This window comes from Yersinia aldovae ATCC 35236, from assembly GCF_000173735.1.
GTDB classification, from domain to species: Bacteria; Pseudomonadota; Gammaproteobacteria; order Enterobacterales; family Enterobacteriaceae; genus Yersinia; species Yersinia aldovae.
This window is the reverse complement of sequence record NZ_ACCB01000003.1, coordinates 39,407-64,647: the sequence shown is the minus strand read 5'-3', so window position 1 is coordinate 64,647 and position 25,241 is coordinate 39,407. Positions and strand designations below refer to the sequence as shown.

The window sequence follows — 25,241 nt, the reverse complement described above, 5'->3', positions numbered from 1 at the left end:
ATACTGCTCTTAGGTACTACATATAAAGATGTACATGTTTCTACAGGAATATTCGGTGCTTATAACTAACCTTACCCTCCAATATATTAACTGAATAGTAACACTTCCCGTTTATTTCATTTAGCCATGTTAATGATAACCTTGACTAAATGAGTACATCACCCTCGCGATATATACTCTTGCTACATGGCTTTACTTTCGTCGCGACATCCTCGACTTCATACTTGTGTACACAAATCGCGAACATTACTATTAACAACAAAGCCTTAACTCATCGCGTTAACGTCCACAACATGCGATTGTAAATATTTCCTACGTGGCCTTAAAGCATCATCGCAGAAGTTCGTTTTAAAAACTCCATTGCGACTCTCACATATAAAAATACTTCGTGGCCTTTATCGCACTATTTTGAATCAGCCTACATGGACACCGGCTAAATATAACGTGTTACTCAATGCACCGGTGTTAAATTCCAATCTACGTGTTCTGTAGTGGATGTCAATACTGTTTTTAATAACATGTCTTTATTATATAGATATGCTATCTCCGGCCAATCGGCGGTATCTCTATGGGAAACCGAGGATTCTCATCCACAGAAGAAAACCAGAGAGAAGTTAGCGGCGATTTGTAAATTCAGGCGAAGCCGGTGATGTTGTAAAATGCCAAGTCAGAGACCCTATTTTTATGCCCCCAGCACAGGGTAGAAACCAGTAGACCACGGTAGATTCAGACAGACCATTCTCGTTGTAAACGTTGGATTATAAAAGGATTTATTTCCAGAGAGAGAAAGCGGGAGATAGGCTTTGGCGGAAGATCACAGGAGTCGAACCTGCCAGGGACCGCTGGCGGCCCCATCTGGATTTGAAGTCCAGCCGCCCCACCGGGGACGATGATCTTCCAGAGAAGATAGGAATGTAAGCCGGTGATTATAGCGTGTTTATTGTATGGTGCTAGCCATTCAATACAGGGGGGGTAATAAATCCCCCATCTGGATAACAGTGGAAGAGAGATTATCGGTTCAGAACTGACTAATAGCTCACTTCGCCATATTTATCGCGGTGTTCTTTCGGGGTAATGGAATAGCCTTTTTTGAACACCGAATAGAAGTATTGCAACGATGGATAACCGCACATCTGCGAGATTTCATTGATGGGCAATGAGGTCGCGGCCAGTAGATTTCGCGCACGATCGAGCTTTTCCTCATGAATGACGCCATGAATAGTCTGACCAATATCATCTTTGAAGCGCTTTTCCAGATTCGAGCGCGACATCCCAACCGCGTCTAGCACCTGTTCAACCTTAATTCCCTTACATGCATGATGGCGAATATAATGCATCGCCTGAATCACCGCCGGATCACGTAGCGAGCGGAAATCCGTTGAGCGGCGGGCCATCACTTTAACCGGTGGCACCAAAATGCGCTGTAATGGCGGAGTCTCTTGCTGTTTCTGGCGTTGGTTAAGGCGCTGATGCAGCAACTTGGCTGCCCGATAGCCCATCTGTCGCGTCCCTTGCACCACCGAAGAGAGTGCTACTCGCGATAAATAGCGAGTTAATTCTTCATTATCAATGCCAATCACACTCAATCTCTCTGGCACCGCAATATCCAGATGCTCGCACACTTGCAGCAAATGCCGCGCCCGGGCATCCGTCACAGCAACAATCCCGGTCTGGTGCGGTAAAGTCTGTACCCAATCTGCCAGACGGTTTTGGGTGTATTGCCAATTAGCCGGGGCGGTCGCCATCCCCTGATAGACCACTCCTTGATATTGTTCTGCCGCCACTAATTGGCGGAAGGCATATTCCCGCTCCTGCGCCCAACGCTTATCGCTACTGTCTGGTAAACCGTAGAATGCAAAACGGTTTAACCCCTTTTCTTTCAAATGCATAAATGCCGCTTCAACCAGCGCCGCATTATCGGTCGCAATATAATCTACTGGTGGGTATTCTTCCGGTTGATGATAAGACCCCCCCACGCCGATAATAGGAACATCCACATTCGCCAGCAATTGCTCTATCTGCCGATCATCAAAATCCGCAATAACACCATCACCCAGCCAATCTCGAATATTATCGATACGGCAGCGAAAATCCTCTTCAATAAAGATATCCCAATCGCATTGCGATGCCTGTAAATACTCACCGACACCTTCCACCACCTGCCGGTCGTACACTTTATTAGCGTTAAACAGCAAGGTTATCCGGTAGCGTTTCTCAAACATGGGAATGGCTCCTGAAGTGGGTGGAATATCAAAGCTCAATAAGCTGAAAGACCAATGCAGATGACATTGATCTCTCAGCGAAGTGATAGGATTAAACCCGGCGTTTGGTGGCAGAGTCCATCCAGACTGCCAGCAGTAAAATCGCGCCTTTCACAATGTACTGCCAGAAAGTCGGCACATCCAGCATACTCATCCCATTGTCGAGAGAAGCCATAATAAATGCCCCCATGACTGCACCCGCCACACTCCCGATCCCACCAGCCAGACTGGTGCCACCAATCACACAAGCGGCAATCGCATCCAGTTCGGCAATATTACCGGCTGAAGGTGAACCGGCCCCCAAGCGTGAGCTAAGAATCAAACCAGCCATTGCCACCATCAATCCATTGATAGCAAATACCGCCAGTTTGGTGCGTTCAACATTCACGCCAGACAGTCGAGCGGCGTCGATATTGCCGCCAATGGCATAGATCCGGCGGCCAAAAGCAGTCCGGGTGGCCATAAATATACCGGCCAGCATCAAGGCTGTCAGGATCAATACTGGTGTGGGAACACCGCGATAATCATTCAATAAATATATCGCGCCAAGAACTATTACTGCGGTAATTGATTGGCGAGTAACATCTCCTTGTGGTGCGGCAACCGGCAAACCCAAGCGAATACGGTGATTGCGTTGACGCCATTGCCAGGCCACAAACAGCATCAGGCCAATAGCTCCGATACCAAAACCCAACCCATTAGGCAGATAACTTTGGCCGATTTGCGACATCGCGTTGCTGGTCGGTGATACAGTCGTACCGTTGGTGATACCAATTAAGATACCGCGAAAAGCCAGCATTCCGGCAAGGGTGACAATAAACGAAGGCACTTTACGGTAAGCAACCCACCAACCATTCCATGCTCCCAGTACCAACCCCAAACCTAGCGTAACCACAATAGTCAGCGGCAGCGGCCAGCCAAGCCACACATCAAAAATAGCCGCCACTCCGCCAAGCAACCCCATCATCGAACCGACAGAGAGATCAATTTCCGCCGAAATAATGACAAACACCATCCCCACCGCCAAGATGCCGGTAATCGCCGTCTGACGCAGTAAGTTCGAGATATTTCTGGCGCTGAGATACGCCCCTTCGGTGGTGAAAGTAAAAAACAGCATAATAATGGCGATTGCTGCCAACATGACAAAAACTTGTAAATTAATGGATTTTAGCCGAAATAGCTGTTTTTTAGCGCCATTTTCTGACGTGTTCAGTTCAGACTGATTAGCTTGCGACATGGGTTTCACTCCTGAGTGCGGCTTCCATGACCTTTTCTTGAGTCAGGTTATGGTTAATAAGATCGGCTTTGATGCGCCCCTGATGCATGACCAACACCCGATCACTTAATCCCAAGACCTCCGGCAATTCAGAGGAAATCACAATGACCGCAATCCCCTGCTGGACCAATTGATTGATAAGTTTATATATTTCGTATTTTGCACCGATATCGATACCGCGCGTTGGCTCATCGAGGATCAAAATTTGTGGGTTCAGCAATAAACATTTAGCCAGAATCGCTTTTTGCTGATTACCACCACTAAGGCGAGCAATGGCCAGCTCTGACGATGAGGTTTTGACCTTTAACCGTGCCAGCGATTGCACAATAGTGGATTGCTCTTTGGCGGCATCCAACATACTGAAATAACTGGTAAAATCATCCAGTGCTGCCAGTGTAATATTAGCCCCAACCCCCATTACCGGTACGATGCCATCTTTTTTGCGGTCTTCTGGCACCATCGCAATACCCAGTTTCATCGCCTGCTGGCAAGTGTTGATGGCAACAGATTTACCATTGATATAGATATCTCCCTGCCAACGGCCAGGATAGACTCCAAACAGGCATTGCACCGTTTCAGTTCGGCCCGAGCCAACCAATCCGGCAATGCCTAAAATCTCACCACGTTTCAACGAGAAAGAGGCTTCATCCACCCGGCGAATATGGCGGTTGACCGGATGCCAGGCGCAGAGATTTTCCACCCGTAGAATTTCTTCGCCAATGTGGTGGGCCTCATGGGGGTAAAGCTCTTTCAGTTCGCGGCCTACCATCATGGAGATGATGTCATCTTCGCTCATACTCGCTGCTGGGCGAGTACCGATATGGCGGCCATCGCGGATCACACAGATGTGATCTGATATCGCTTTGACTTCATTCAATTTGTGCGAGATATAGATGCAGGCAATACCGTGATTACGCAGGTCACGAATAATATCCAGCAAAATAGCGGTTTCACTTTCGGTCAGTGAGGCGGTCGGTTCATCCAAAACCAGCAACCGTACTTGTTTATTCAGCGCTTTCGCAATCTCAACCAATTGTTGCTGCCCAAGGCCCAACTCGCCCACCGGGGTATTAGGGTCGACTGCCAGTTTGACCTGTGCCAACATGCGCTGACAGCGTAAGTACATGCCGTCGTAATCCATAATACCGAAACGACCCCATTCGGAACCGAGGAACATATTTTCCAGCACCGACATTTGTTTCACCAATGCCAGTTCCTGATGAATAATCGCGATGCCCTTTTGTTCTGTTTCGCGAATATTTTTGGCCTGAAGCGTTTCGCCTGAGAAAATTATTTCCCCCTGATAGGATTCTGTGGGGTAAATACCACATAACACTTTCATTAATGTGGACTTTCCGGAACCATTTTCACCGCACAAAGATAACACCTGCCCAGCTTCTAATGTCAGGCTGATATTATCCACGGCTTTAACAATGCCGAATTTTTTAGTAATGCTTTTCATTTCTAGTAGGTAGGGCACAGTTCCCTCCTTAATGCCGTTGATCTTATAGTATTACGGCCATATTAAATAACGGCCATGTCAATAACTTAATTAACTGACCGTTTATTACAGAAATCCGTCGGCATTATGCCAATCAATAAATATCTGATTTTTTGTGGAACCCATCAGTTATTATTGTGCTGTCAATATTACTTTTATCAACTTGAATCGGTGTTAATAAATAAGAAGGAACATCTTTTATACCATTATTTAATTTACTGTTCGCTTTCGGCTCCTCACCTTTACCCAGTGTTACTGCAATTTCTGCCGCATCGTTGGCTAATTTACTGATAGGTTTATATACCGTCATGGTTTGCGTACCGGCAACAATACGTTTTATTGCAGCTAAATCGGCATCCTGCCCAGAGATAGCCACTTTCCCCGCCAGCCCCTGAGCAGCTAATGCCTGAATTGCACCACCGGCGGTTGCATCGTTGGATGCCACCACAGCATCAATATTGTTATTGTTGGCAGTTAAGGCATTCTCCATGATTTTTAAGGCATTCTCTGGCAGCCAGGCATCAACCCACTGATCGCCAACAATTTTAATTTTCCCTTCTTTTATCAAAGGATTAAGCACTGTCATTTGCCCCTGGCGGAACAATTTGGCATTGTTATCGACCGGCGATCCCCCCATCAGAAAATAGTTGCCTTGTGGCACTCGTTCAACCAGACTTTTCGCCTGTAATTCACCCACTTTTTCATTATCAAATGAGATATAAAAATCAATATCAGCATTATTAATCATACGATCATAAGCTAAGACCTTTATTCCTTCTCTTTTGGCCTCAGCAATAACATTGCTTAATACCTGTCCGTTGTAAGGAATAATCACCAAAACATCAACTCCGCGATTAATCATATTCTCAATCTGCGACATTTGTGTTTCTTCATTGCCATTTGCAGATTGAACAAAAACTTTAGCGCCTAAAGACTCAGCTTTGTTAACAAAAATATCGCGGTCTTTCTGCCAGCGTTCAAGACGTAAATCATCTATCGCCATACCGATCTTAATTTCTTTACTGAATCCTGGCTGGCTGACCATTACCAGTACGGCACATGCGGAGAGTAAAATGTTCTTAAATTTCATCTTTAAGTACCTTTATTATTGTAGAAGCAGGGTAAGAGAAACGGTAAACATCAACGGCAACAGGGATTGTTGACGCTTATTTGCACATCGGCAATTACAGATTTTCATCCGCCAATTATGTTTTTTGGTTTAATGTTAATTTTATGATAACGATCATGTTTTCTTTCCCGGGAAATGCATGATTCATGCAGTAAATGTTATCCGCTCGATAAATATCCCAGAGTTTTTATAATTAAACTGTTATTTATGAGATCTACACCACAATTAATAATTCTCTGAATTTAAGTGTGAAATAACGTAATTGAGACAATTGCCGACAACTCCGAAGATAAAGGCTCATCTGCCCGGCAAAAGCGGGGCCAGCTTCCAAGGAGTATTTCATGCAATCTTATTTTGATGAATTAGAACAAGTGCGTTACGAAGGCCGCCAGAGCGTTAACCCGCTGGCATTTCATCACTACAATCCGGATGAAATTATCCTTGGTAAGCGAATGGCCGACCATCTGCGCTTTGCCGCCTGCTATTGGCATACGTTCTGCTGGGGCGGAGCCGACATGTTCGGAGCCAATGCCTTTGATCGCCCGTGGCAACACTCAGGAGATGCACTGGCGCTGGCAAAATGTAAAGCCGATGTAGCGTTTGAATTCTTCCATAAGCTGAATGTGCCTTATTATTGCTTCCACGATGTCGATGTCTCGCCAGAAGGCGCATCACTGAAAGAATATCTGAATAATTTCGCGGTAATGACCGACGTGCTGGCGGAGAAGCAAGAAAGCAGTGGCGTAAAATTATTATGGGGCACCGCGAACTGCTTTACCCATCCGCGTTATGGCGCAGGTGCAGCCACCAATCCAGACCCGGAAGTCTTCAGTTGGGCTGCAACTCAGGTCTTTACCGCCATGAATGCCACTCAAAAATTGGGCGGTGAAAACTATGTATTATGGGGTGGGCGTGAGGGCTATGAAACACTGTTAAATACGGATTTGCGCCAGGAACGCGAGCAAATTGGCCGTTTTATGCAGATGGTGGTTGAGCATAAACATAAAACCGGTTTCCAGGGCACACTGTTAATTGAGCCTAAACCACAGGAGCCAACTAAGCATCAATACGATTATGACGTAGCAACTGTTTATGGTTTCCTTAAACAGTTTGGGCTGGAAAAAGAGATTAAAGTGAATATTGAGGCTAACCACGCCACATTAGCGGGGCACTCTTTCCATCATGAGATAGCCAGTGCGATTGCATTAGGTATTTTCGGCTCGGTGGATGCCAACCGGGGTGACCCACAGTTGGGCTGGGATACTGATCAATTCCCAAATAGCGTAGAAGAAAACGCGCTGGTGATGTTTGAAATCCTCAAAGCGGGTGGTTTTACCACCGGCGGCTTAAATTTTGATGCCAAAGTACGCCGTCAAAGCACTGATAAATATGACTTGTTCTACGGTCATATCGGTGCGATGGATACCATGGCTCTGGCACTAAAAATTGCGGCCAAAATGATTGAAGAGGGTCAGTTAGATAAGCAGGTTGCTAAACGTTATGCCGGTTGGAATGAAGAGTTTGGGCAACAGATCCTAAAAGGCAAACTGTCGCTGGAAGAATTAGCGCATTATGCCGAACAGCATAACTTGAACCCACAGCACCAGAGTGGGCATCAAGAGCAACTGGAAAATCGGGTTAACCGCTATATATTCGGCTGATGTTTAAAATGGGACACTCGCTGTCCCAGTCTCACCTATAAGGAAGGCATATGTACCTTGGCATCGACTTAGGCACTTCCGGCGTCAAAGCAATCCTCTTGGCCGAAAACGGGCAGGTGATTGCCAGCCAAAGTGCCACTTTATCCGTCTCGCGCCCGCACCCTTTATGGTCAGAACAGAACCCATCTGACTGGTGGCAGGCAACCGATAAAGCCCTGCACGCATTGGCTGTAGAGCATGATTTACAGCAGGTAAAAGCCCTCGGACTGACCGGTCAAATGCACGGCGCAACCTTACTGGATAAACAGCATCAGGTGCTGCGTCCGGCCATTTTATGGAACGATGGCCGCAGTTTCTCCCAATGCCAGGCACTGGAACATGCGGTGCCCGAGTCGCGCCAGATTACCGGCAACCTGATGATGCCGGGGTTTACCGCACCGAAACTAAAATGGCTGGCAGAACATGAGCCAGACATTTTCAATCGTATTGATAAGGTGCTGTTACCCAAAGATTATCTACGTTTTCTGATCAGTGGTGATTTTGCCACTGATATGTCAGATGCCGCCGGCACGATGTGGCTCGATGTGGCAAAACGCGACTGGAGTGATGAGATGCTGGCCGCCTGCGATTTGGACCGCCAGCATATGCCAGTATTGTTTGAAGGCAACCAGATTACCGGCCATGTTCGTGCGGATATTGCCACGCGCTGGGGGATGGGTTCAATACCGGTGGTAGCCGGGGGTGGCGACAATGCTGCGGGTGCTATTGGGGTCGGCCTGTATCAGAGCGGTCAGGCAATGCTATCGCTGGGTACATCCGGCGTCTATTTTGCCGTGAGTGATGGCTTCCTCAGTAATCCAGCCAGTGCGGTACACAGTTTCTGCCATGCGCTGCCGGATACCTGGCATCTGATGTCTGTCATGCTCAGCGCCGCGTCATGCCTGGATTGGGCCTGCCAACTCACCGGTGCCGACAGCGTTCCTGCATTGCTTACCGAGGTAGAAAAAACACCACCTGCGGCTACACCCGTGTGGTTCTTGCCCTACCTTTCCGGTGAGCGCACGCCCCATAATAATCCTAATGCCAAAGGTGCATTCTGGGGCTTTACCCACCAACATGGTCGGGCAGATTTAGCCCGCGCGGTACTGGAAGGCGTAGGATTTGCACTCGCTGACGGCATGGATGCGCTACATGCCAGTGGATTACAACCCAGTTCGATCACCTTGATAGGCGGTGGCGCACGCAGTGCATACTGGCGACAAATGCTGGCTGATATCAGTGGCAAAACGTTGGATTATCGTACCGGCGGGGATGTAGGCCCGGCACTGGGTGCTGCCAGGCTAGCCCAGATTGCCATAAATCCGAATGTACCTCTGGCCGACTTATTACCGCCGCTGATGCTGGAGCAAAGGCACTTGCCTGATGCACAGCGGTATCACTATTACAGTGGGCGTCGGATAATCTTTAAAAAGCTTTATCAGCAATTACTGCCGCTGTATGAGTGAATAACACAGACAACTAACTGATGGGCTGCGGCTATTTTTCCTCAGCCCAGAGACCTAATGCTAATATAAGCTCATCGGGATCGATTCAATTGCCCAACGCCCTGCATTTCGCACTCCAGCCGGTACAAGCATTATTTTTGCCCATTTAGCGACTGAATTTGGCAATTCACGCCAGAGCAGTTAAAGGTACGAATGACCATGCCACCAAAGTCATTTATATAACCGAGGCTATAATGGTTGCCGCGATAACCCGACGTCTTAACCGATTCAGTGCTAAAAGGTGCAATCATCACGCTGTCAAAACCGGGGAAATTACCGCGATGATCCTGGCTCAAATACCCAATCGTAATGTAATAAGGTGTGGGATTATAAATCTTCACGCCTCCACCTTGCTTGCTGAGTTGTAACCTCTCCTGCCAGATACCGTTAGCACTCGCGTTGAGCGAGGCAGGCCGATAAAACAGTTTCACCCGGTTTTGAATCGCTATTTGCACCGTATTAGGCATATTACTTTTTGGCGGCACTTCCCGCACATTGAAATAGAATAACGTCTCGCGATCGGTTGGTAACTTGTTAGCCTCTGGCAACTTCATGATGCGAACCAGACCCTTTTTCCCAGCCTCTATACGCTGCGCCCGCGGCACAACAACCAGCGGGCTATCGACTTTCTGTCCGGCTACATTTTCCAACCACGATAGCGCCAAATGAGGGAGTGTTTCACTTTTGTTTTTTAACACGACACTGGCAAACTTATCAGTACTATTAAAGATAATCCGCGTTTGATCCAGGCTGATTGCCGCCTGACTCATTAACGTGGTGAACAACAGCGCCATCCCCAATAGATTTTTTTTGATGTGCGCAATCGGAATAATGTTCTTAACGTCTTTCATGAGTTGTTCCGCTGTAAATTATTTTGTTTGCAGTGAATAAATATCTTCTGGTAAAGAATAGTTTTCGGCCAAAAAACCATTCTAATGAGTATTTTTTTAAAAAATACAGCATAACACACTGATATAAAGGTGATTTTATATGGTTTTATACCACGATTCTTGGCAAGATAATCTTGCACTGCTTTTTACCTAATCGGGCGCATAAAACGCTGACACCGACGGCCTAACAAGAGTGGTCCTTTTTCCCCAATAATGGCCGAATTTGGTAATTCTGTGGTGAAACTACTGCGCGAATAGCCTCTGCTCTTGGGTACCCACTGAAGCCACCATGACTTTCCCGATGGCACACCCAGGTGGTTTGATATTAAATAGCGAGGAATTAAAGCTGCACACTGAAACAGTGCTGATCGAGAGGCTTGCCACTATTCATACCGTAGCTTAAACATTACATGCGCTGGATGTAGGAAAGCGGGTATCGGTTACAACGAGCTGACAATCGCCATTAGACCTGACCTGGCCCTTCCGTCAGGGATGACACGTCGAGCACACACCGGCGCAGCCAACGGTGTGCGGGGTCAGCGTCCATACGTGGGTGCCACAGCATAGAGAGTGTGATGGGTGCTAACGTAAATGGAAGAGGGAAACTGTGTAATCCGATACGTAAATTGGCGGAGTGACGCTCAGGAACCGTCGCTATCAGGTCGGAACCTTTAACCAGGGCCAGTGCGGTAGAAATGCTATCAACGGAGGTTATCACATTCCTTTCAAGCCCCAGTAACTGTAATGCTTCATCAATCGGCCCTTTATGGTTCTGACGGCGCGAGATCAAGAGATGGTTCTGCGCCGCATAACGAGCTGCGGTGATATCCCCTTCGCATAAGGGGTGGCTGGCACGCACCACGCCAATAAAGTGATCGCGAAATAATGCACGCGTGCGTAACTCGGGGCTGGCCATCGCACCAACCACACCGGTTTCGAGATCGACAATGCCATCACGCAATAATGTGCTCTCTTTGTCCCGTTTTTGTATAAAACGTAGCCGAACATCAGGAGCCTCTTGGTGAATTCGCGCTAACAGCGCCGCACCGACGTTTTCGACAAAACCGTCACTGGTACGTAAGGTGAAGGTGCGCGCCAGTTGGGTGAGATCCAGCTGCGTCGCAGGGCGTAGAACCGCCGCCGCATTATGTACCAGTTGGCTGACCTGTTCACGTAGCTCAAGCGCTCTTGGGGTGGGTACCAATGCACGCCCTGCCCTTACCAGCAAAGGATCACCGGTAGTTTTACGCAATCTGGCCAGCGCCCGGCTCATTGCTGACGGACTAAGCCCCAGCCGCTGGGCGGCACGTACAACACTGCCTTCCGCGAGCAGAACATCGAGCGTGATAAGCAGGTTGAGATCCGGTTTTTGCATAGAATGACTCTAGCACAAGTCATTATGATATGGCGTTTAATGCACGAATAAACTGCACTCCATGCGTCTTCCGCTTGGTTATGCGATGCAATAGTCTCCTGAGCAGGTCTTTCAGGAGCGAACTCGCCAATGAATATCAATACGAAAAGCACCGAGTTAGGTGTTGCTGAGAATGTCTCGTTAAGAAAAGTGGTTGTCAGTCTTTCACTGCCGATGCTGCTTTCTTCTTTAGCCACCAGCATTGCAAATGTGGGGCTACCCACGTTAACACAGGTTTTTCATGCCTCATTTCAAGAGGCTCAATGGGTGGTTTTAGCCTATTTACTTGCCATCACCACATCGGCTATCACCGTAGGTCGCTTAGGAGATATCATCGATAAGCGCCGGTTGTTAAAAGGGGGGATCGGGTTATTCATCGTGGCCTCTCTGGGTTGCGCGCTGGCCCCCACCATGACGGTATTGATTAGCGCCCGCGTTCTACAAGGATTAGGGGCCGCCGTAATGATGACCGCTACGCTAGCACTGGTAGGCGAGGTTATCAGTAAGGAGAAAACAGGGCGCACTATGGGGATGCTCGGCACGATATCGGCCATAGGGACTGCACTGGGGCCATCCCTTGGCGGGATGCTGATTGGTGGATTTGGCTGGCCAGCGATGTTCCTGATAAATATTCCTTTTGGATTATTGGCGTTGCTGCTGCTGTCACGCTATCTGCCAGATACCGCGCCTCCATCCCGCCCGCACCACAGCGGTTTTGATCCCGTCGGGATACTGCTTTTGGGCCTGACGTTGACGCTATATGCGCTCTCCATGACTCTGGGGCAAGGTACATTTGGTGTTCTCAATGGGGTGCTGTTGCTGGGTTCGGTAATTGGTGCCGGGGTATTTGTCCTGTTAGAACAGAAGGTTGAATTTCCACTCATTCAACCGGCAATGCTACGGCATGTCAGTCTGCGCACTGGCCTGATCACGAGCGCATTAGTCACGACCATCATGATGGCAACGTTAGTAGTAGGGCCATTTTATCTTTTACACGCGCTGGGTTTGAGCACGGAAGGCATAGGGTTAGCCATGTCTATCGGCCCGATGATAGCGGCTTTGGGCGGCGTTCCTGCGGGCTATCTTGTGGATAGATTAGGTGCCCAAACGATGGTGACTGTGGGGTTGGCGGGGATTACCGCCGGTGCTACCGTGTTGTCGATGATATCGCCAATACAGGGAGTTTTCGGCTATGTCGCCCCGGTCTGTCTGATTACTGCGGGTTATGCTATCTTCCAGGCAGCAAATAATACGCAAGTTATTAAATCTGTAGAGGCCGAAAACCGTGGGGTAGCCGCAGGTATGCTGAACCTTTCGCGTAATCTTGGGCTGATTACCGGAGCCTCAGTAATGGGAGCAATTTTTGCATTCGCTTCAGCAACTCATGATATTCAGTGGGCAACCGCGGCTGACATAACGGCCGGAATGCAGTTTACTTATATCGTCGCGGCCCTGTTAGGTGGCGTTGCACTGAGTGTTGCGACAAAATTTAACCGGTAATAGTGGATTGATCATGCAATGCAATCTCTATTTTCTCTTGCTGGTCGTACCCAGAGTGATTCACAACTCTACTTTTCTACCGAAACCGCAGCAGTCGTCCGCCGATTCCACCGTTTTTGGGAAGCCATACTTTTGTTGATCATTCCCTCTCCTGAGAGTGCGATTGATGTCGATACCAGGTTGCCTGGCTGATACTCGCTAAGGCGATGAAAAATTGACCTGAAAATGCGAATATCAGTACATTTATCTTTTGTGTTCATGTTGTGATGCAGATAGCTAATTTAATTTTTTCCATAACATACAAGTATGACAGGTATAAGTTGATGCCCTGACAAAGCATATCTCTGCTGCAACAAAATTCTCGTACCTCAAGTGCCAACACTTTAAACACAAGCCTTGTCCAGCCAGACTTAACCCCATAAATTTAGTGGGTTTTCTTCATTTTTACCAAAGCGAATGTTAAAAAAACTATGTAAGTATTTATTATTAAATAATTAATTGAAACAGTTTATTTCCCTATCAAATACACATACAAAACAATAGGTAAAAACTTAACATCAGGTTTATTTATCCATATTTTTCATCATGATGAAATATTTTGTTTTGGCAAGATGATTGTAAATACGCACTATTCTTAAAACCTTACTAATCCGTTCCTGATTAAAGGATAGCTCGCGCCATTAAAAGATATGTGTATAAAAAGGTATCACTTCATTTGCAGAAAACCAAATTTAGCCAGGAGTATTTTATAAATAATGCTTGGAATATTGATGATTTAAGAAAAATAACCAAATCAAATGTGCCATCTATTTTTTATGATTATCTTATTGGAGGTGCAAGTAGTGAATCAACATTAAAAAGTAACGTGGACGATTTTGCATTGTGGGAATTGAAGCAACGTGTTCTTTCTGGTATTACCGATGTCGATTTATCTGTCCACCTTCTGGGTAATACTCATAAACTCCCTGTGATGTTGGGGCCTGTTGGTTTCGCAGGCATGTACTATAAAGATGGGGAGATTGAGGTCAGCTATGCTGCGGACAAAATGGGGATACCTCAATGCCTTTCAACATTTTCAATATGCTCAATGGAAGATGTTGCCAGTGTAAGAAAAGGCCCTCTTTATTCACAATTGTATATTTTCAAACACCGTGAATTGACGCTGGACATGCTGGAGCGTTGTAAAAAAATTGGTATCGACACCATATTTATAACGATTGATACCCCCTACACTCCTGTGCGCGAGAGAGATGAGCGCAATGGGTTTCGTGCCAGCCCTGTCCCCTCAGCTAAAATGATCCTTTCCATGTTGAGTCATCCATTCTGGTCTGTAGGCGCTATTGCTCATGGCGTGCCAAAAGTACATCAGGTTGATAAATATGAAAAACTTGGCTCCTGGATCATGGAGCAATCGGTTAAGCTCGGGCGTGAAATCGATCCAACCCTGACCTGGGATGATATACGTTGGTTCCGCGAACAATGGAAAGGGAAACTGGTCGTGAAAGGTATTCTGTCTGCTCAGGATGCCCAGTTAGCGGCTGACGCAGGTGCTGATGCCATTGTTGTTTCCAATCATGGCGGACGTCAGTTAGACCCTGCCTCATCAACAATTAGAAGACTGCCGGAAATAAAAAATGCTCTTGGGGATCAGATCGAAATAATATTCGACGGCGGGATACGACGCGGCAGTGATATTATAAAAGCAATCGCATTAGGGGCTAACTGTGTCTCTCTTGGCCGAGCATATATCTATGGGCTAGGTGCTGGCGGAGAGAAAGGGGTATTGCGTTCAATTGAAATCCTAAAAAACGAAATGGAACCCGCATTAAAAATGATGGGTTTTAAAAGTATCAATGAATTACGCGATGCTGGCCCAGAGGCGCTACATTTTTTACCCAACGATCTGGGGTATAAAATAAGCACCAAGTTGATCTTACGTGCGATAAATAACGGGTTAGAGTGAGATGTTGTGGATTATAGCAAATCGAGATGTAATTCTTTTTCACTAAATGAAAAGAAAACCAGATAAAGCAATCTTATAAAAGCCTACAGGGTTTGGGCTTGAACTTTTACGATATCCCAAAATCACGAGAATTCGATGCATTCAACCAAGCTATGTAAAGCATGGTTGGCTATCTGCTCGCCTTTGGTACCCCAGCAGAAAACTTCTCCCACGTTCCTAATAATTTTTCCGCGCCGTGCGGATTTTTTGAGCCTTTCAAATTGCGATAGAGCTTGTGTTTCTTAACAAAAGCCTGTTTTGAAACCCACACGGTGCGGGAAAGGCCTTCAAATGTTCCAACCATTTGTGCCAAAGTAACCAGGAGAGTTAGCACTGATTTGGTGTGATGACAACAAGGAACATTGTTTGCTGTTTATCACCATTCTCAGCGCCAGGGATACTATCAAATATCCCAGCGCTGAGAGCGATTCAGATTCTTAACCATGAACGCCACAGCGTGGTTTGACTGATAAATTAACTGACCAGACGCCGCCGGTCGATGCGTTGCAATCCCATAGACAATAAAGTGCTTAACGCCAGTGCTAAGGCAAAGACATAAAAAATATCCAGTACCGGGTAAGCGGTGAAATCGTAATTATGGGTGCGGATAAAGTGAATAATCAGCGCATGGAAACCGTAAATCGCCAAAGAATGTCCGGCGAGCCAACGGAGCCAGGCAACAGGCTGATTCAGGCAGTTCTTGAACCACACCAGCAGCGATACGGCTGCCACAAACACCAGTGGGCCACAGTACATATAGAATGTATCAGCAAAACTGCCATTAATTCGCGTCTGCTTTTCGGTTGATATGGCAATAAATATCACACTAACGATAAACAGCAAGGCGGCTCCCCAACTGATGGCCCGCCCCTGTGTTTCCAGCATACCAACTGCCCGCCCCAGTAACGCGTACAACAGGTAATAGAAGGTATCGCCGTAGATATAGAGATTCACGGGGAGCAAGTTGAAACCATCTAATGATTGTTTACTGGTTTGCGGGTTCGCCACCACCGCCAGTAGCAACACCACCACCGCCAGATAGCGGCCCGATACCGGTTTGACGTTAATCAGCGGTGAAACCAGGTAAACCACGATAATGGCGTAGAAAAACCACAAATGATAAAACACCGGTTTTTGCAGGATATTTTTTAACGATGCCCAACCGTTGATCGGGGTTAGGGTCGAAATATAGATAAGCGCTATCACGCTGTAAAACAGCAGGCACAGCCCGATGCGGGTAAAATGCTTTTGCTGTGCACTTTTTTCACCAAAAAACAGATAGCCGGAGATCATAAAAAACAAGGGTACACAGGCACGGGAAGCCGAATTAAGCAAATTGGCAATATCCCAGTTCACCTCCCCCACCTGCGCCCCGCTAGTGACATAATAGGTCGTGGCATGAATCATCACGACCATAATGCAAGCCACTGCCCGCAAATTATCAATCCAGCCAATCTTATTGGTCATGCATACTCTCTATCACCTGTCTGTGGGCTTAAAAACGGCAATCCATTTATGGAACCAATAATCAGGTTGCAAACAATAACGTAAATTCGACTTATACCCAAAGTAAATGAAACAGCGTCAATTCGTCAGCAAACTGTTGCTATACTTTAGTATCAGCGGCAAAATAGCCGTCCTAATGCGCTCTGACTGTACATCCTGCCTGAGCGTCTCCAGTTTTTTATTTTTATTATTAATAACTTAACCTATGCAAACTTCATTCTCACCCGCGACACGTTTAGGTCGGCGGGCGCTTTTATTCCCTCTTTGTCTGGTGCTGTTCGAATTCGCCGCCTATATCGCCAACGATATGATTCAGCCCGGTATGCTGGCGGTAGTCGCCGATTTTAATGCCAGTATTGAGTGGGTTCCGACCTCCATGACTGCTTATCTGGCAGGTGGCATGTTCTTGCAATGGCTGCTCGGCCCGCTGTCGGACCGCCGTGGACGCCGCCCGGTGATGTTGGTTGGCGTGGCATTCTTTGTGGTGACATGCCTGGCTATCTTGCTGGTCAATACCATCGAACAATTTATGGTCATGCGTTTCCTGCAAGGCATCGGCTTGTGCTTTATTGGTGCGGTGGGTTACGCCACCATTCAAGAATCGTTTGAAGAAGCGGTATGTATTAAAATTACCGCGCTGATGGCAAATGTGGCATTAATTGCCCCATTACTTGGGCCTTTAGCCGGGGCAGCGATGATCCATGTTGCGCCGTGGCAGGCCATGTTTGTGCTGTTTGCCGCGCTGGGTGCGATTTCATTCGTCGGCCTGTGGCGTGCGATGCCAGAAACCGCCGCCCTGAAAGGGGAAAAACTGTCAGTTGCCCATATGTGGCGTGATTATAAGCTCGTGCTCGCCAACCGCCGTTTCCTGTGTGGCGCTCTGGCATTGGGCTTTGCCAGCCTGCCATTACTGGCGTGGATTGCTCAGTCACCGGTTATTTTGATCAGCGGCGAGCAGCTCTCTACTTTTGAATATGGTATTTTGCAGGTGCCGATTTTCGGCGCGCTTATTATAGGTAACCTGACACTGGCGCGGCTGAGTGGTAAAACCGGTATTCCGCAGCTCATCCGCTATGGCGCAGGCCCGATGATTGTTGGCCTGATGATAGCAGCAGGTTCAACGCTGTATTCCTCACATGCCTACCTGTGGATGACCGCCGGGTTAAGCCTCTATGCCTTTGGTATTGGTCTGGCGAATGCCGGTCTGGTGCGGCTGACGCTGTTTTCCAGTGATGTCAGTAAAGGAACCGTATCCGCAGCGATGGGGATGATCAGTATGATGGTCTTCACCCTTGGCATCGAACTGGCCAAAGTCGCCTATCTGTGGGGAAACAGCGGTATTTTCAATCTGTTCAATCTCATCAGCGGCTTGCTGTGGCTGGGCTTGGTGATGATTTTTATTTGCCGTCAGCCGGAGGCGGTTACTGCGGAGTAGTTTATTAAGCGCTGGGAGGGATAGACCCTCCAGCGAATTTATAGCCTAAAATCAGTGTGTAATTGCGCCCAATGATTTCGTAATACGTGCTTATGAGCCTCATTCATGGGCAAAGAGGCCAACATTTCAGGCCATGTTTGACGCGCAATAATAATCGCATCGTCTAAATGGGCCTTAATAGCCGGGTAAGATGCACTTATCCGCAATATTATTCGTATCTATTTGTATTAATTCTATTTTATCATGCGCGAAAAGTGCCCATAGGGGGATATCTCCCTTCATCAATGGGCGGGTTATCAATGCACCGGCGAGATTACCGCCAGCTCGCGCCAACAACGGAAATTCATTATCCTCATGAATTTTTAATTGCCCTGCCATCATCTGCCGCAACGCCCCTTCAGGTAATAAGTTCGACAGTACCGGAGGTAGCTTTTGTTTATTAATCTGCGTCCTTTGCAGGTAACCGTGATCAATCTGCTGAGTTAAGGTAAAGGTCGGTCGCTGTGTATCCGGCATCGCGATATAATCAGGATCGAACGATAGAGCATTCTGGCCGCCGGTATAGTGCACCAGAACACCCCACACGGATTTCCCCCAGATAAAGCGCCAGCCCTTCGACACTCTCAAGCTGTTGCGACATCGGCTAGTCCTCCAGATCTTTATATTTCTGTGTCCAGGGATCATCATTGGCCGTGATATTCTCCTTATTGACCACGCGTTCTGCCCCCATAGTCAAACGTATATCCTGCTCCTGTTCCCGGGTGAGCAGCAGCATTTCCAGATCCAAACCGGCCAATATCCGCAGAAAAGTAGAAAGGTGAATATCCCCCCTTTCTCAAACTTGGAAACTTGCTGTTGCGTCATGCCATTGATAAGACGCATATCAGACTGTGTAAATTGTTTCTGTTGGCGAATTTCTTTTATCTGCTCGGCCACATCTAACAGCGATTTCATATCATCCCCAGCTACATGTCTTTTGATGTATCTATAGCCAACAATGTATTTTAGGGATTAAACATCGGATATGATGTAAAAAAATCAAAATACACCTTATGAGATGTAATTTGACCACGTTACATCACTTTAGATGTATTTTAACCGAATTACATATTAGGAGATGTATTAAGAAATAGCCCACTGTCACGCAATAAATGGTCATTTCCCCGACGGCGAGTAAATCCACTGCGGTCAAAGAATTCCAGGATTTGAATCGCCAGCTTGCGGCCAATACCCAGCCGATCGCGAAAATCTGCTGCACTGGCACTGCCTTGACTGACATCCAATTCACGAATCAAAGCAGCAAACTGCTCAATACGTTGGCTCAGATAGTAGCGGTCAGGAACAATTGCCGTGATGTAGCCCAGTTGTGCCGCTTTACGTAGCAAGCTGCGCATCTCACTTTCATCCATTGCCAATTCCGCCGCTAAATCACGAACCCACCACGGATCGTCAGAGAAATAGGGGGCAACCTGTTGCCATCGTGCTTGTTCTTGCGCGGTAAATCCCAATCCATGATCGGGCAGATGCAACCAGCCACGGGTATTTTTTAGCGCACCCTGCGCCACCAGGTTATCGACCAAACGGAATACCAGCCCTTCGTCCAGTGTCGGCAGCGCCATGCGCCGCAAGCGCGCCCGCCCTAATCCTAACTGATCACTATGCTGTTGATGGTAGAGACATAAAACATGCAATAAGGTTTGTTGTGCTTGCTGAGCATGGGGGCTAGACAGAGCAATATCACCGGCGACCACACAATCAGTACCGGCCAGCAATGCTGCCATATCATGGTTGTTAAGCTGACGCGCCCAACTGAATTTATGCAGAGAAATTGGCCCTTGTGCCAAATGCAACGCCAGCACCTCAGGATCGTTCTTCGCTTGCGCTAACGCGGTTAACCACGCCAAAAATGCCGGTTGTCGTTTCCCCCGTTTTGGCACCGCCAGATGAATAACACGCGCCCCACCCAATGTCTTTTTCGCGGCAATATCCCGCAGAATCAGCCGATCATTCTCAGCCAACCACAGGGGGTTATCCAGCAGTAGCTCGGCCAGTATCAATTGAGATTGGCAGCCCTCCGGTTGAGGGGTGTTAAGTAATGAAAAGCGGCCGGTAATATGGCTGGCGGCATGATGCAAATGCAGCGGTTGCCAGTGCTGTATGGGTTCATCTGCATCGACGACGACCAGCACTCTATCAACGAATTCCGCTGGCTGTTGGGCTAATAGCCAGTCACCACGATTGATCTGTTGTTTGCTAGTATCACCGGAGAGATTCAGGGCAATGCGCTGGCCGGCCTGCGCGTGCTGGGTATCCTGGTTTTGAGCGTGTATACCTCGCACCCGCACAGGGCAATTGCTGCCCGTGAGCCATAAGGTATCACCCACCGCCACTTTGCCCGCTAACGCCGTCCCCGTGACCACTAACCCTGCGCCTTTCACACTGAATGCGCGGTCAATAGCCAGACGAAACCGCCGTGATAACCGGTGACTATTTTCATCTTGCTGATGGCATTGCGCCAGATGCTCACGCAATTGGCTGATACCACTATCTATTGTGGCGGCAGTGACAAACAGAGTGACTTGCTCGATTTCCCAGCCTTGGGCTAGCAGCTCCGCCATCACTTGCTGGCGTACTTGCGCAATACACTCGTCATCCACTCTATCGGATTTAGTCAGCGCCACCGTCAATGTCGGGCGGCCCGTCAGCCGCAGGATGGCCAGATGCTCGCGGGTTTGTGCCATCACGCCATCATCACAGGCCACCACCAGCAAAGCATGGTCGATACCACCGACGCCAGCCAACATATTGGCAAGAAATTTCTCATGTCCGGGGACATCAATAAACCCAATAATGCTGCCATCTGATTGCGGCCAATAGGCATAACCCAAATCAATGGTCATCCCGCGCTGTTTTTCTTCCGGCAAGCGGTCTGCATTAACCCCGGTAATTGCCTGTAACAGCGTGGTTTTACCGTGATCGACATGACCCGCGGTTGCAATAATCATGGTGCCAACTCCCTGAGCAACGCTGCCTCATCCTCCAAACAGCGCAAATCTAACCATACACGCCCATCGGCCACGCGGCCAATGATGGGTTTAGCCAATCCACGCCAACGCCCTGTGAGTGCTTCCAGAGCGCTTCCACGTCCCTCTTTAGGGGTAAATGTTACTGCCCAACTGGGTAACCGGTCTACAGGTAATGAGCCACTGCCAATCTGCGACCAGCATGTCTCTACCGCCAGCGTAAACTCAGCGCCATAGCTGTCATTAAGGGCTGCCAGCACCCGCTGCGCACTCTCGGCAATATCCTGCGCCGGACGCGTCAGCAACCGCATTGTCGGTAACAATTCGGTCAAACGATCGGGCTGCTGATAGAGACGCAAGGTCGCATCCAGTGCAGCCAGTGTCATTTTATCGGCGCGAAGTACCCGCTTGAGCGGATGTTGCTGCAATTGGTCAATCCACCGTTTTTTACCGAGAATGATCCCTGCCTGAGGGCCGCCGAGCAGCTTATCCCCTGAAAAAGTCACCAAATCGACGCCTGCTGCAATTAACTGCTGCGGCATCGGTTCCGCCGGTAAGCCGTAGCGGGTCATATCCACCAGCGAACCACTGCCCAGATCTGTTGCGGTCGGAATCGCAAATTCATGCCCCAACGCAGCCAGTTGCTGCTCCGCAACTGCGGCCGTAAAGCCCTCAATACTGTAATTGCTGGTATGCACTTTCATCAGCAAACCAGTATGTTCGCTAATAGCCTGACGGTAATCTTTCAGATGAGTGCGGTTGGTGGTACCGACTTCAACCAGCTCACAACCGGCCTGACGCATCACATCCGGGATACGAAAAGCGCCGCCAATTTCCACCAATTCACCCCGGGAAACCACCACCTGCTTCCCAGCAGCCATGACAGTCAGCAGCAAAAATACCGCAGCAGCATTATTATTAACGATGCAGGCATCTTCCGCGCCAGTCAGTTCGCAGAGTAAATCGGCTACCGCGCGATCACGATGGCCACGACCTGCACCACTCAAGGAATATTCGAGGGTAACCGCACCACGCATCGCGTCATTCACTGCAGCAATGGCTGATTCCGCTAAAGGTGCTCGCCCTAGATTGGTGTGTAAAACGGTGCCGGAGAGGTTAAAGACGGGTTTTAACGCGGATTGGCGGTTATGTAGACGCTGCTTCAATGCCATTGGCCAGTCACTGCACCAATCAGCCAGCGAATGAAATTGGCTGATATATTCACGAGCCTCAACCTGCATTTGACGCAAAGTATCAGTCAATAAAACAGGGCCGTATTCAGCCACCAAAGGGGCAACGTCTGGCTCGCGTAACAAGCGATCAATTGCGGGAAGCTGACTGTATAACAGATGGAGTTCTACGCTCATACTCACTCAGGTAATAGGGTCGAAAGAGCGCCATAATAACGGCACGGCGCTCTGTCTGAGTAATTAGTGTAGCGCGATAGGGTTCACCACGCTGTTAACTAACGTTTACTGTTGCTTGGTATCCAACAATTCAACGCCCGGCGGGTTAGTCGCCACCGTAACTACCATTGGTTACCAGGGAGCCTATTCCCCTGGAAACACAAAGGGATTGATACTGCTGCGGGCGAATCCTTCACCTTCCATCTTAGCATCAAGGATAAGCGAGGCCAGATCATCAGCGACCGCCTCTACTTGCGGGTCTTTTTCCTGATAGAGAATTTTCAGGTAAGTGCCGCAATCACCGCAACTTTCCGCTTTTACTGCCGCCAGTTCGCTGTCCAGTGACCAGTAGTTCAAATCACGGGTCTGCTCGCAATTACTGCATTTAATCCGCACCACATGCCATTCACTTTCACACAAGTTGCAGTGCAAATAACGTAAACCGTTTTGCGTGCCGATATGTACCACACTGGAAACCGGAATACTGCCGCACACCGGGCAGAATTGGCGATGTTCACCATATTCGGCCCGCGCTTTACCCGGAATTTGGCTCGCCATCTGCGCCCAATACAAGGATAGCGCAGCCCAGATAAATGGCGCTTTTTCGCTACCAACATCGGCAAATTCGCGGTTTAACAGTGCGTCTGCGTACAATTCCAGCTCATGTACTGACGACTTATCCAGATTATCCAGCACCGCCACGATATGATCGGGGGCATCATGGCGTAATTCGGCAATCAATGCTGATAACAGCTTGCGCCAGTGATCGGTGCGCGGAAAAACACTCAAATCTAGCGGCGGTTTACCACTGGCCGCAGATTGTGCCAACTCAGCCTGCATATCCAACACCAGCGGGTGGTCATGCAGTGCTTTTTGCTGCGCTTGGGTAATTTTGGCAGCAAAATCCAGATAATCCGCTAACGGGTTATCCAGCGCTAACTGCTGCAAACGTTCGGTTCGCCGGGTATACAGGCTTTTTAAATTCGCGAAAAGTAACGGCGGGATATTCCCCGCCGTTGTACCTTTTTCGCTCTGTTTTCCTAATTGATCTTTAGGGACAATGCGAATACTCATCAGGGTTTCTCTTCCTGTTTGTTCTGAAGCTGCCGTTTGGCATTGACCTCGCGATACCAACGCGGATGGTGCTTTTTAGCCCATGCTGCGGGTACCCAACCTTCTACCATCGCGGTAATAGTGCCTTTCACCCACAGGGCGGCATAAATATGCACCATAATCACGATAATCAATCCTACTGCGGCCAGCGAATGCACCAGCAGCGCCAGACGAATCAGTGGGATCGGGAAAGAGGGCGCAAAATAAGGCCGCCAAATTACCACACCACTGGCCAGCAATAACACCAGGCTGATAATAGCAGCCCAGAATACGCATTTCTGGCCAAAATTATAGCGCCCCGTGTCACCCACTTCCTCATTCATGGCAATTTTATGGATATTTTTAGCCCACTCCAGGTCTTCCTTGTTGATTAGGTTATGTTTCCAGTAACGGAAAAACATGATCAGGAAGGCGGCGAACATAATCACCCCGGCGAAGGGGTGAAGGATGCGCGCCAACTGCGGCGTACCAAAAATATTCATCAACCAGTTAAATGATGGGAAGAAGAACCCCAGACCACTGATGGCAGCTAATATAAAACAAAAAGCCACTATCCAGTGGTTGATTCGCTCCGGCGCACTGTAGCGCTGGATACGCTTTTCTTTTCTCATTTGGGCGTCTCCCCATCGTCTGAGTGTTCAGCGGTGGTAGGCTCAGGAGCCTTGGATGCGGTATCGGAAGGGGTAGAGTCCGGTTTATCGTCTTCGTCCTCTTCTTCTTCAACCCGATTCGGGCCGACACCCACGTAGTGGAAGATACTGGCGGCAAAGGTCGCGGCAAAGCCAATTGCGGCCAGTGGTTTCCAGATCCCCTTCCAGAAGGTGATCGTCGGACTGATGGTCGGGTTCTCCGGTAAGCCATGATAGAGCTGCGGTTTATCCGCATGATGCAGTACATACATCACATGGGTGCCCCCCACGCCTGCGGGGTCATATAACCCGGCGTTATCAAAGCCACGCGTTTTCAGTTCGCTAACCCGGCCTGCGGCCACCTCTTTCATCGCTTCTTTGGTACCAAAGTGAATCGCTCCGGTCGGGCAGGTTTTCACACAGGCAGGTTCCTGGCCAACACCAACGCGATCGACGCACAGAGTACATTTGTACACCCGATTATCGTCTTTGTTCATGCGCGGGACATCAAACGGGCAACCGGCGATGCAGTAACCACAACCGATACAGTGCTCTGATTGGAAATCGACGATGCCATTCGCATACTGAATGATAGCGCCTTCTGACGGACAGGCTTTCAAACAGCCCGGATCAGCACAATGCATGCAGCCATCCTTACGGATCAGCCACTCCAGCTTGCCGCTCTCTTCGTCTTCAACTTCAGAAAAACGCATTACCGTCCATGACTTGGCAGTCAAATCGGCGGGGTTATCGTACACCCCGACGTTATGACCGACTTCATCACGGATATCATTCCACTCCGAACAGGCCACCTGACAGGCTTTACAACCGATACAGGTGGTGACGTCGATAAGCTTGGCCACCTCTTGCTGGTGGTTACGATCCTGTGGCGGCGGCGTAAGGGAGTTGGTGCCGGAGCGCCGGATAATGTCTTGGGTTTGCAGTGACATA

The 25,241-nt window shown here is 48.5% G+C and carries 19 protein-coding genes, 1 tRNA gene and 2 pseudogenes; 7 read left to right on the top strand and 15 right to left on the bottom strand.

The genetic code is table 11. From position 1 onward, the window contains the following. Positions 1 to 551 precede the first annotated feature (551 nt). Positions 552 to 650, top strand: a pseudogene (locus tag YALDO0001_RS21695) (transcriptional regulator); the annotation flags it as partial. A 154-nt stretch (positions 651 to 804) separates the two neighbouring features. Here YALDO0001_RS21695 and YALDO0001_RS21165 read toward each other — a convergent pair. The 5 genes from YALDO0001_RS21165 to xylF form a co-directional block, all read right to left on the bottom strand. Continuing rightward, positions 805 to 899: transfer RNA gene (locus YALDO0001_RS21165), tRNA-Sec, on the bottom strand. Positions 900 to 1,028: 129 nt separating this feature from the next. Then, positions 1,029 to 2,222, bottom strand: a complete 1,194-nt coding sequence (gene xylR, locus YALDO0001_RS02425) for a D-xylose utilization transcriptional activator XylR (RefSeq protein WP_042839301.1) — start codon at positions 2,220 to 2,222, stop codon at positions 1,029 to 1,031. A gap of 91 nt (positions 2,223 to 2,313) precedes the next feature. Further along, positions 2,314 to 3,498, bottom strand: a complete 1,185-nt coding sequence (gene xylH / locus YALDO0001_RS02420) for a xylose ABC transporter permease XylH (protein ID WP_042547408.1) — start codon at positions 3,496 to 3,498, stop codon at positions 2,314 to 2,316. Beyond that, a complete protein-coding gene (locus YALDO0001_RS02415; RefSeq protein ID WP_042839300.1) occupies positions 3,485 to 5,017 on the bottom strand; it encodes a xylose ABC transporter ATP-binding protein in 1,533 nt (510 codons plus the stop codon). The genes xylH and YALDO0001_RS02415 overlap by 14 nt, the downstream gene beginning before the upstream one ends. Positions 5,018 to 5,132: 115 nt before the next feature. Beyond that, on the bottom strand, positions 5,133 to 6,128 hold the full coding sequence (xylF, locus tag YALDO0001_RS02410) for a D-xylose ABC transporter substrate-binding protein (protein ID WP_042839299.1): 996 nt from the start codon (positions 6,126 to 6,128) through the stop codon (positions 5,133 to 5,135). Between the two features lie 380 nt (positions 6,129 to 6,508). Here xylF and xylA point away from each other — a divergent pair, with 380 nt between their 5' ends. After that, positions 6,509 to 7,828: a xylose isomerase gene (xylA, locus tag YALDO0001_RS02405; RefSeq protein WP_004699551.1), complete on the top strand. Its 1,320-nt coding sequence runs from the start codon at positions 6,509 to 6,511 to the stop codon at positions 7,826 to 7,828. A 50-nt stretch (positions 7,829 to 7,878) separates the two neighbouring features. After that, positions 7,879 to 9,333 carry a xylulokinase gene (gene xylB / locus YALDO0001_RS02400; RefSeq protein WP_004699550.1) on the top strand — a complete coding sequence of 485 codons (1,455 nt, stop codon included), beginning with the start codon at positions 7,879 to 7,881 and terminating at the stop codon, positions 9,331 to 9,333. 131 nt (positions 9,334 to 9,464) lie between these two features. Here xylB and YALDO0001_RS02395 read toward each other — a convergent pair whose 3' ends face one another. Further along, the gene (locus YALDO0001_RS02395) at positions 9,465 to 10,223 is read right to left on the bottom strand and encodes a fimbrial biogenesis chaperone (protein ID WP_004699549.1); all 759 of its coding nucleotides are present in this window, start codon (positions 10,221 to 10,223) and stop codon (positions 9,465 to 9,467) included. Positions 10,224 to 10,495: 272 nt separating this feature from the next. On the opposite strand from YALDO0001_RS02395, the pseudogene YALDO0001_RS22300 reads away from it, so the two are divergent. Further along, a pseudogene (locus tag YALDO0001_RS22300) lies at positions 10,496 to 10,662 on the top strand (isochorismatase); the annotation flags it as partial. A gap of 63 nt (positions 10,663 to 10,725) precedes the next feature. On the opposite strand, the gene YALDO0001_RS02390 reads toward YALDO0001_RS22300, so the two are convergent. Next, a complete protein-coding gene (locus YALDO0001_RS02390; protein ID WP_004699547.1) occupies positions 10,726 to 11,637 on the bottom strand; it encodes a LysR family transcriptional regulator in 912 nt (303 codons plus the stop codon). Positions 11,638 to 11,766: 129 nt separating this feature from the next. Between YALDO0001_RS02390 and YALDO0001_RS02385 the strand changes: the two genes are divergently transcribed. Together YALDO0001_RS02385 and YALDO0001_RS02380 are read left to right on the top strand one after the other, a co-directional pair. After that, complete coding sequence (locus YALDO0001_RS02385) at positions 11,767 to 13,176, top strand: MFS transporter (protein WP_004699546.1); 1,410 nt, start codon at positions 11,767 to 11,769, stop codon at positions 13,174 to 13,176. 715 nt (positions 13,177 to 13,891) lie between these two features. After that, positions 13,892 to 15,139, top strand: a complete 1,248-nt coding sequence (locus YALDO0001_RS02380) for an alpha-hydroxy acid oxidase (RefSeq protein WP_197082823.1) — start codon at positions 13,892 to 13,894, stop codon at positions 15,137 to 15,139. Positions 15,140 to 15,652: 513 nt separating this feature from the next. On the opposite strand, the gene YALDO0001_RS02375 is transcribed toward YALDO0001_RS02380, so the two are convergent. After that, positions 15,653 to 16,645, bottom strand: coding sequence for an acyltransferase (locus YALDO0001_RS02375; protein ID WP_004699544.1), 993 nt, complete (start codon positions 16,643 to 16,645; stop codon positions 15,653 to 15,655). Positions 16,646 to 16,889: 244 nt separating this feature from the next. On the opposite strand from YALDO0001_RS02375, the gene YALDO0001_RS02370 reads away from it, so the two are divergent. Next, complete coding sequence (locus tag YALDO0001_RS02370) at positions 16,890 to 18,119, top strand: MFS transporter (protein ID WP_004699543.1); 1,230 nt, start codon at positions 16,890 to 16,892, stop codon at positions 18,117 to 18,119. Between the two features lie 174 nt (positions 18,120 to 18,293). Here YALDO0001_RS02370 and YALDO0001_RS02365 read toward each other — a convergent pair whose 3' ends face one another. The 7 genes from YALDO0001_RS02365 to fdxH all read right to left on the bottom strand — a co-directional run bounded on the left by YALDO0001_RS02365 (position 18,294) and on the right by fdxH (position 25,240). Next, entirely contained in the window at positions 18,294 to 18,740 is a 447-nt protein-coding gene (locus tag YALDO0001_RS02365; RefSeq protein WP_004699542.1) for a HipA N-terminal domain-containing protein, read from the bottom strand. A gap of 22 nt (positions 18,741 to 18,762) precedes the next feature. Further along, positions 18,763 to 18,906: a hypothetical protein gene (locus YALDO0001_RS21690; RefSeq protein WP_252830382.1), complete on the bottom strand. Its 144-nt coding sequence runs from the start codon at positions 18,904 to 18,906 to the stop codon at positions 18,763 to 18,765. 316 nt (positions 18,907 to 19,222) lie between these two features. Continuing rightward, positions 19,223 to 21,124 carry a selenocysteine-specific translation elongation factor gene (selB, locus tag YALDO0001_RS02355; protein ID WP_042839298.1) on the bottom strand — a complete coding sequence of 634 codons (1,902 nt, stop codon included), beginning with the start codon at positions 21,122 to 21,124 and terminating at the stop codon, positions 19,223 to 19,225. After that, complete coding sequence (gene selA, locus YALDO0001_RS02350; protein ID WP_004699539.1) at positions 21,121 to 22,509, bottom strand: L-seryl-tRNA(Sec) selenium transferase; 1,389 nt, start codon at positions 22,507 to 22,509, stop codon at positions 21,121 to 21,123. Before selA ends, selB begins: the two co-directional genes overlap by 4 nt. A gap of 183 nt (positions 22,510 to 22,692) precedes the next feature. Beyond that, a complete protein-coding gene (gene fdhE / locus YALDO0001_RS02345; RefSeq protein WP_004699538.1) occupies positions 22,693 to 23,622 on the bottom strand; it encodes a formate dehydrogenase accessory protein FdhE in 930 nt (309 codons plus the stop codon). Then, positions 23,622 to 24,272: a formate dehydrogenase cytochrome b556 subunit gene (fdoI, locus tag YALDO0001_RS02340; RefSeq protein ID WP_005161937.1), complete on the bottom strand. Its 651-nt coding sequence runs from the start codon at positions 24,270 to 24,272 to the stop codon at positions 23,622 to 23,624. The genes fdhE and fdoI overlap by 1 nt, the downstream gene beginning before the upstream one ends. Further along, positions 24,269 to 25,240 (bottom strand): formate dehydrogenase subunit beta, encoded by a 972-nt coding sequence (gene fdxH, locus YALDO0001_RS02335; protein ID WP_004699537.1) that lies wholly within the window; start codon positions 25,238 to 25,240, stop codon positions 24,269 to 24,271. The genes fdoI and fdxH overlap by 4 nt, the downstream gene beginning before the upstream one ends. Between the last annotated feature and the right edge of the window lies 1 nt (position 25,241).

Bases quoted from the DNA above. Each gene is read 5' to 3' on its own strand.
- xylR (WP_042839301.1), bottom strand. From the start codon at position 2,222: ATGTTTGAGAAACGCTACCGGATAACCTTGCTGTTTAACGCTAATAAA.
- xylH (WP_042547408.1), bottom strand. From the start codon at position 3,498: ATGTCGCAAGCTAATCAGTCTGAACTGAACACGTCAGAAAATGGCGCT.
- xylF (WP_042839299.1), bottom strand. From the start codon at position 6,128: ATGAAATTTAAGAACATTTTACTCTCCGCATGTGCCGTACTGGTAATG.
- xylA (WP_004699551.1), top strand. From the start codon at position 6,509: ATGCAATCTTATTTTGATGAATTAGAACAAGTGCGTTACGAAGGCCGC.
- xylB (WP_004699550.1), top strand. From the start codon at position 7,879: ATGTACCTTGGCATCGACTTAGGCACTTCCGGCGTCAAAGCAATCCTC.
- YALDO0001_RS02395 (WP_004699549.1), bottom strand. From the start codon at position 10,223: ATGAAAGACGTTAAGAACATTATTCCGATTGCGCACATCAAAAAAAAT.
- YALDO0001_RS02390 (WP_004699547.1), bottom strand. From the start codon at position 11,637: ATGCAAAAACCGGATCTCAACCTGCTTATCACGCTCGATGTTCTGCTC.
- YALDO0001_RS02385 (WP_004699546.1), top strand. From the start codon at position 11,767: ATGAATATCAATACGAAAAGCACCGAGTTAGGTGTTGCTGAGAATGTC.
- YALDO0001_RS02375 (WP_004699544.1), bottom strand. From the start codon at position 16,645: ATGACCAATAAGATTGGCTGGATTGATAATTTGCGGGCAGTGGCTTGC.
- YALDO0001_RS02370 (WP_004699543.1), top strand. From the start codon at position 16,890: ATGCAAACTTCATTCTCACCCGCGACACGTTTAGGTCGGCGGGCGCTT.
- selB (WP_042839298.1), bottom strand. From the start codon at position 21,124: ATGATTATTGCAACCGCGGGTCATGTCGATCACGGTAAAACCACGCTG.
- selA (WP_004699539.1), bottom strand. From the start codon at position 22,509: ATGAGCGTAGAACTCCATCTGTTATACAGTCAGCTTCCCGCAATTGAT.
- fdhE (WP_004699538.1), bottom strand. From the start codon at position 23,622: ATGAGTATTCGCATTGTCCCTAAAGATCAATTAGGAAAACAGAGCGAA.
- fdoI (WP_005161937.1), bottom strand. From the start codon at position 24,272: ATGAGAAAAGAAAAGCGTATCCAGCGCTACAGTGCGCCGGAGCGAATC.
- fdxH (WP_004699537.1), bottom strand. From the start codon at position 25,240: ATGTCACTGCAAACCCAAGACATTATCCGGCGCTCCGGCACCAACTCC.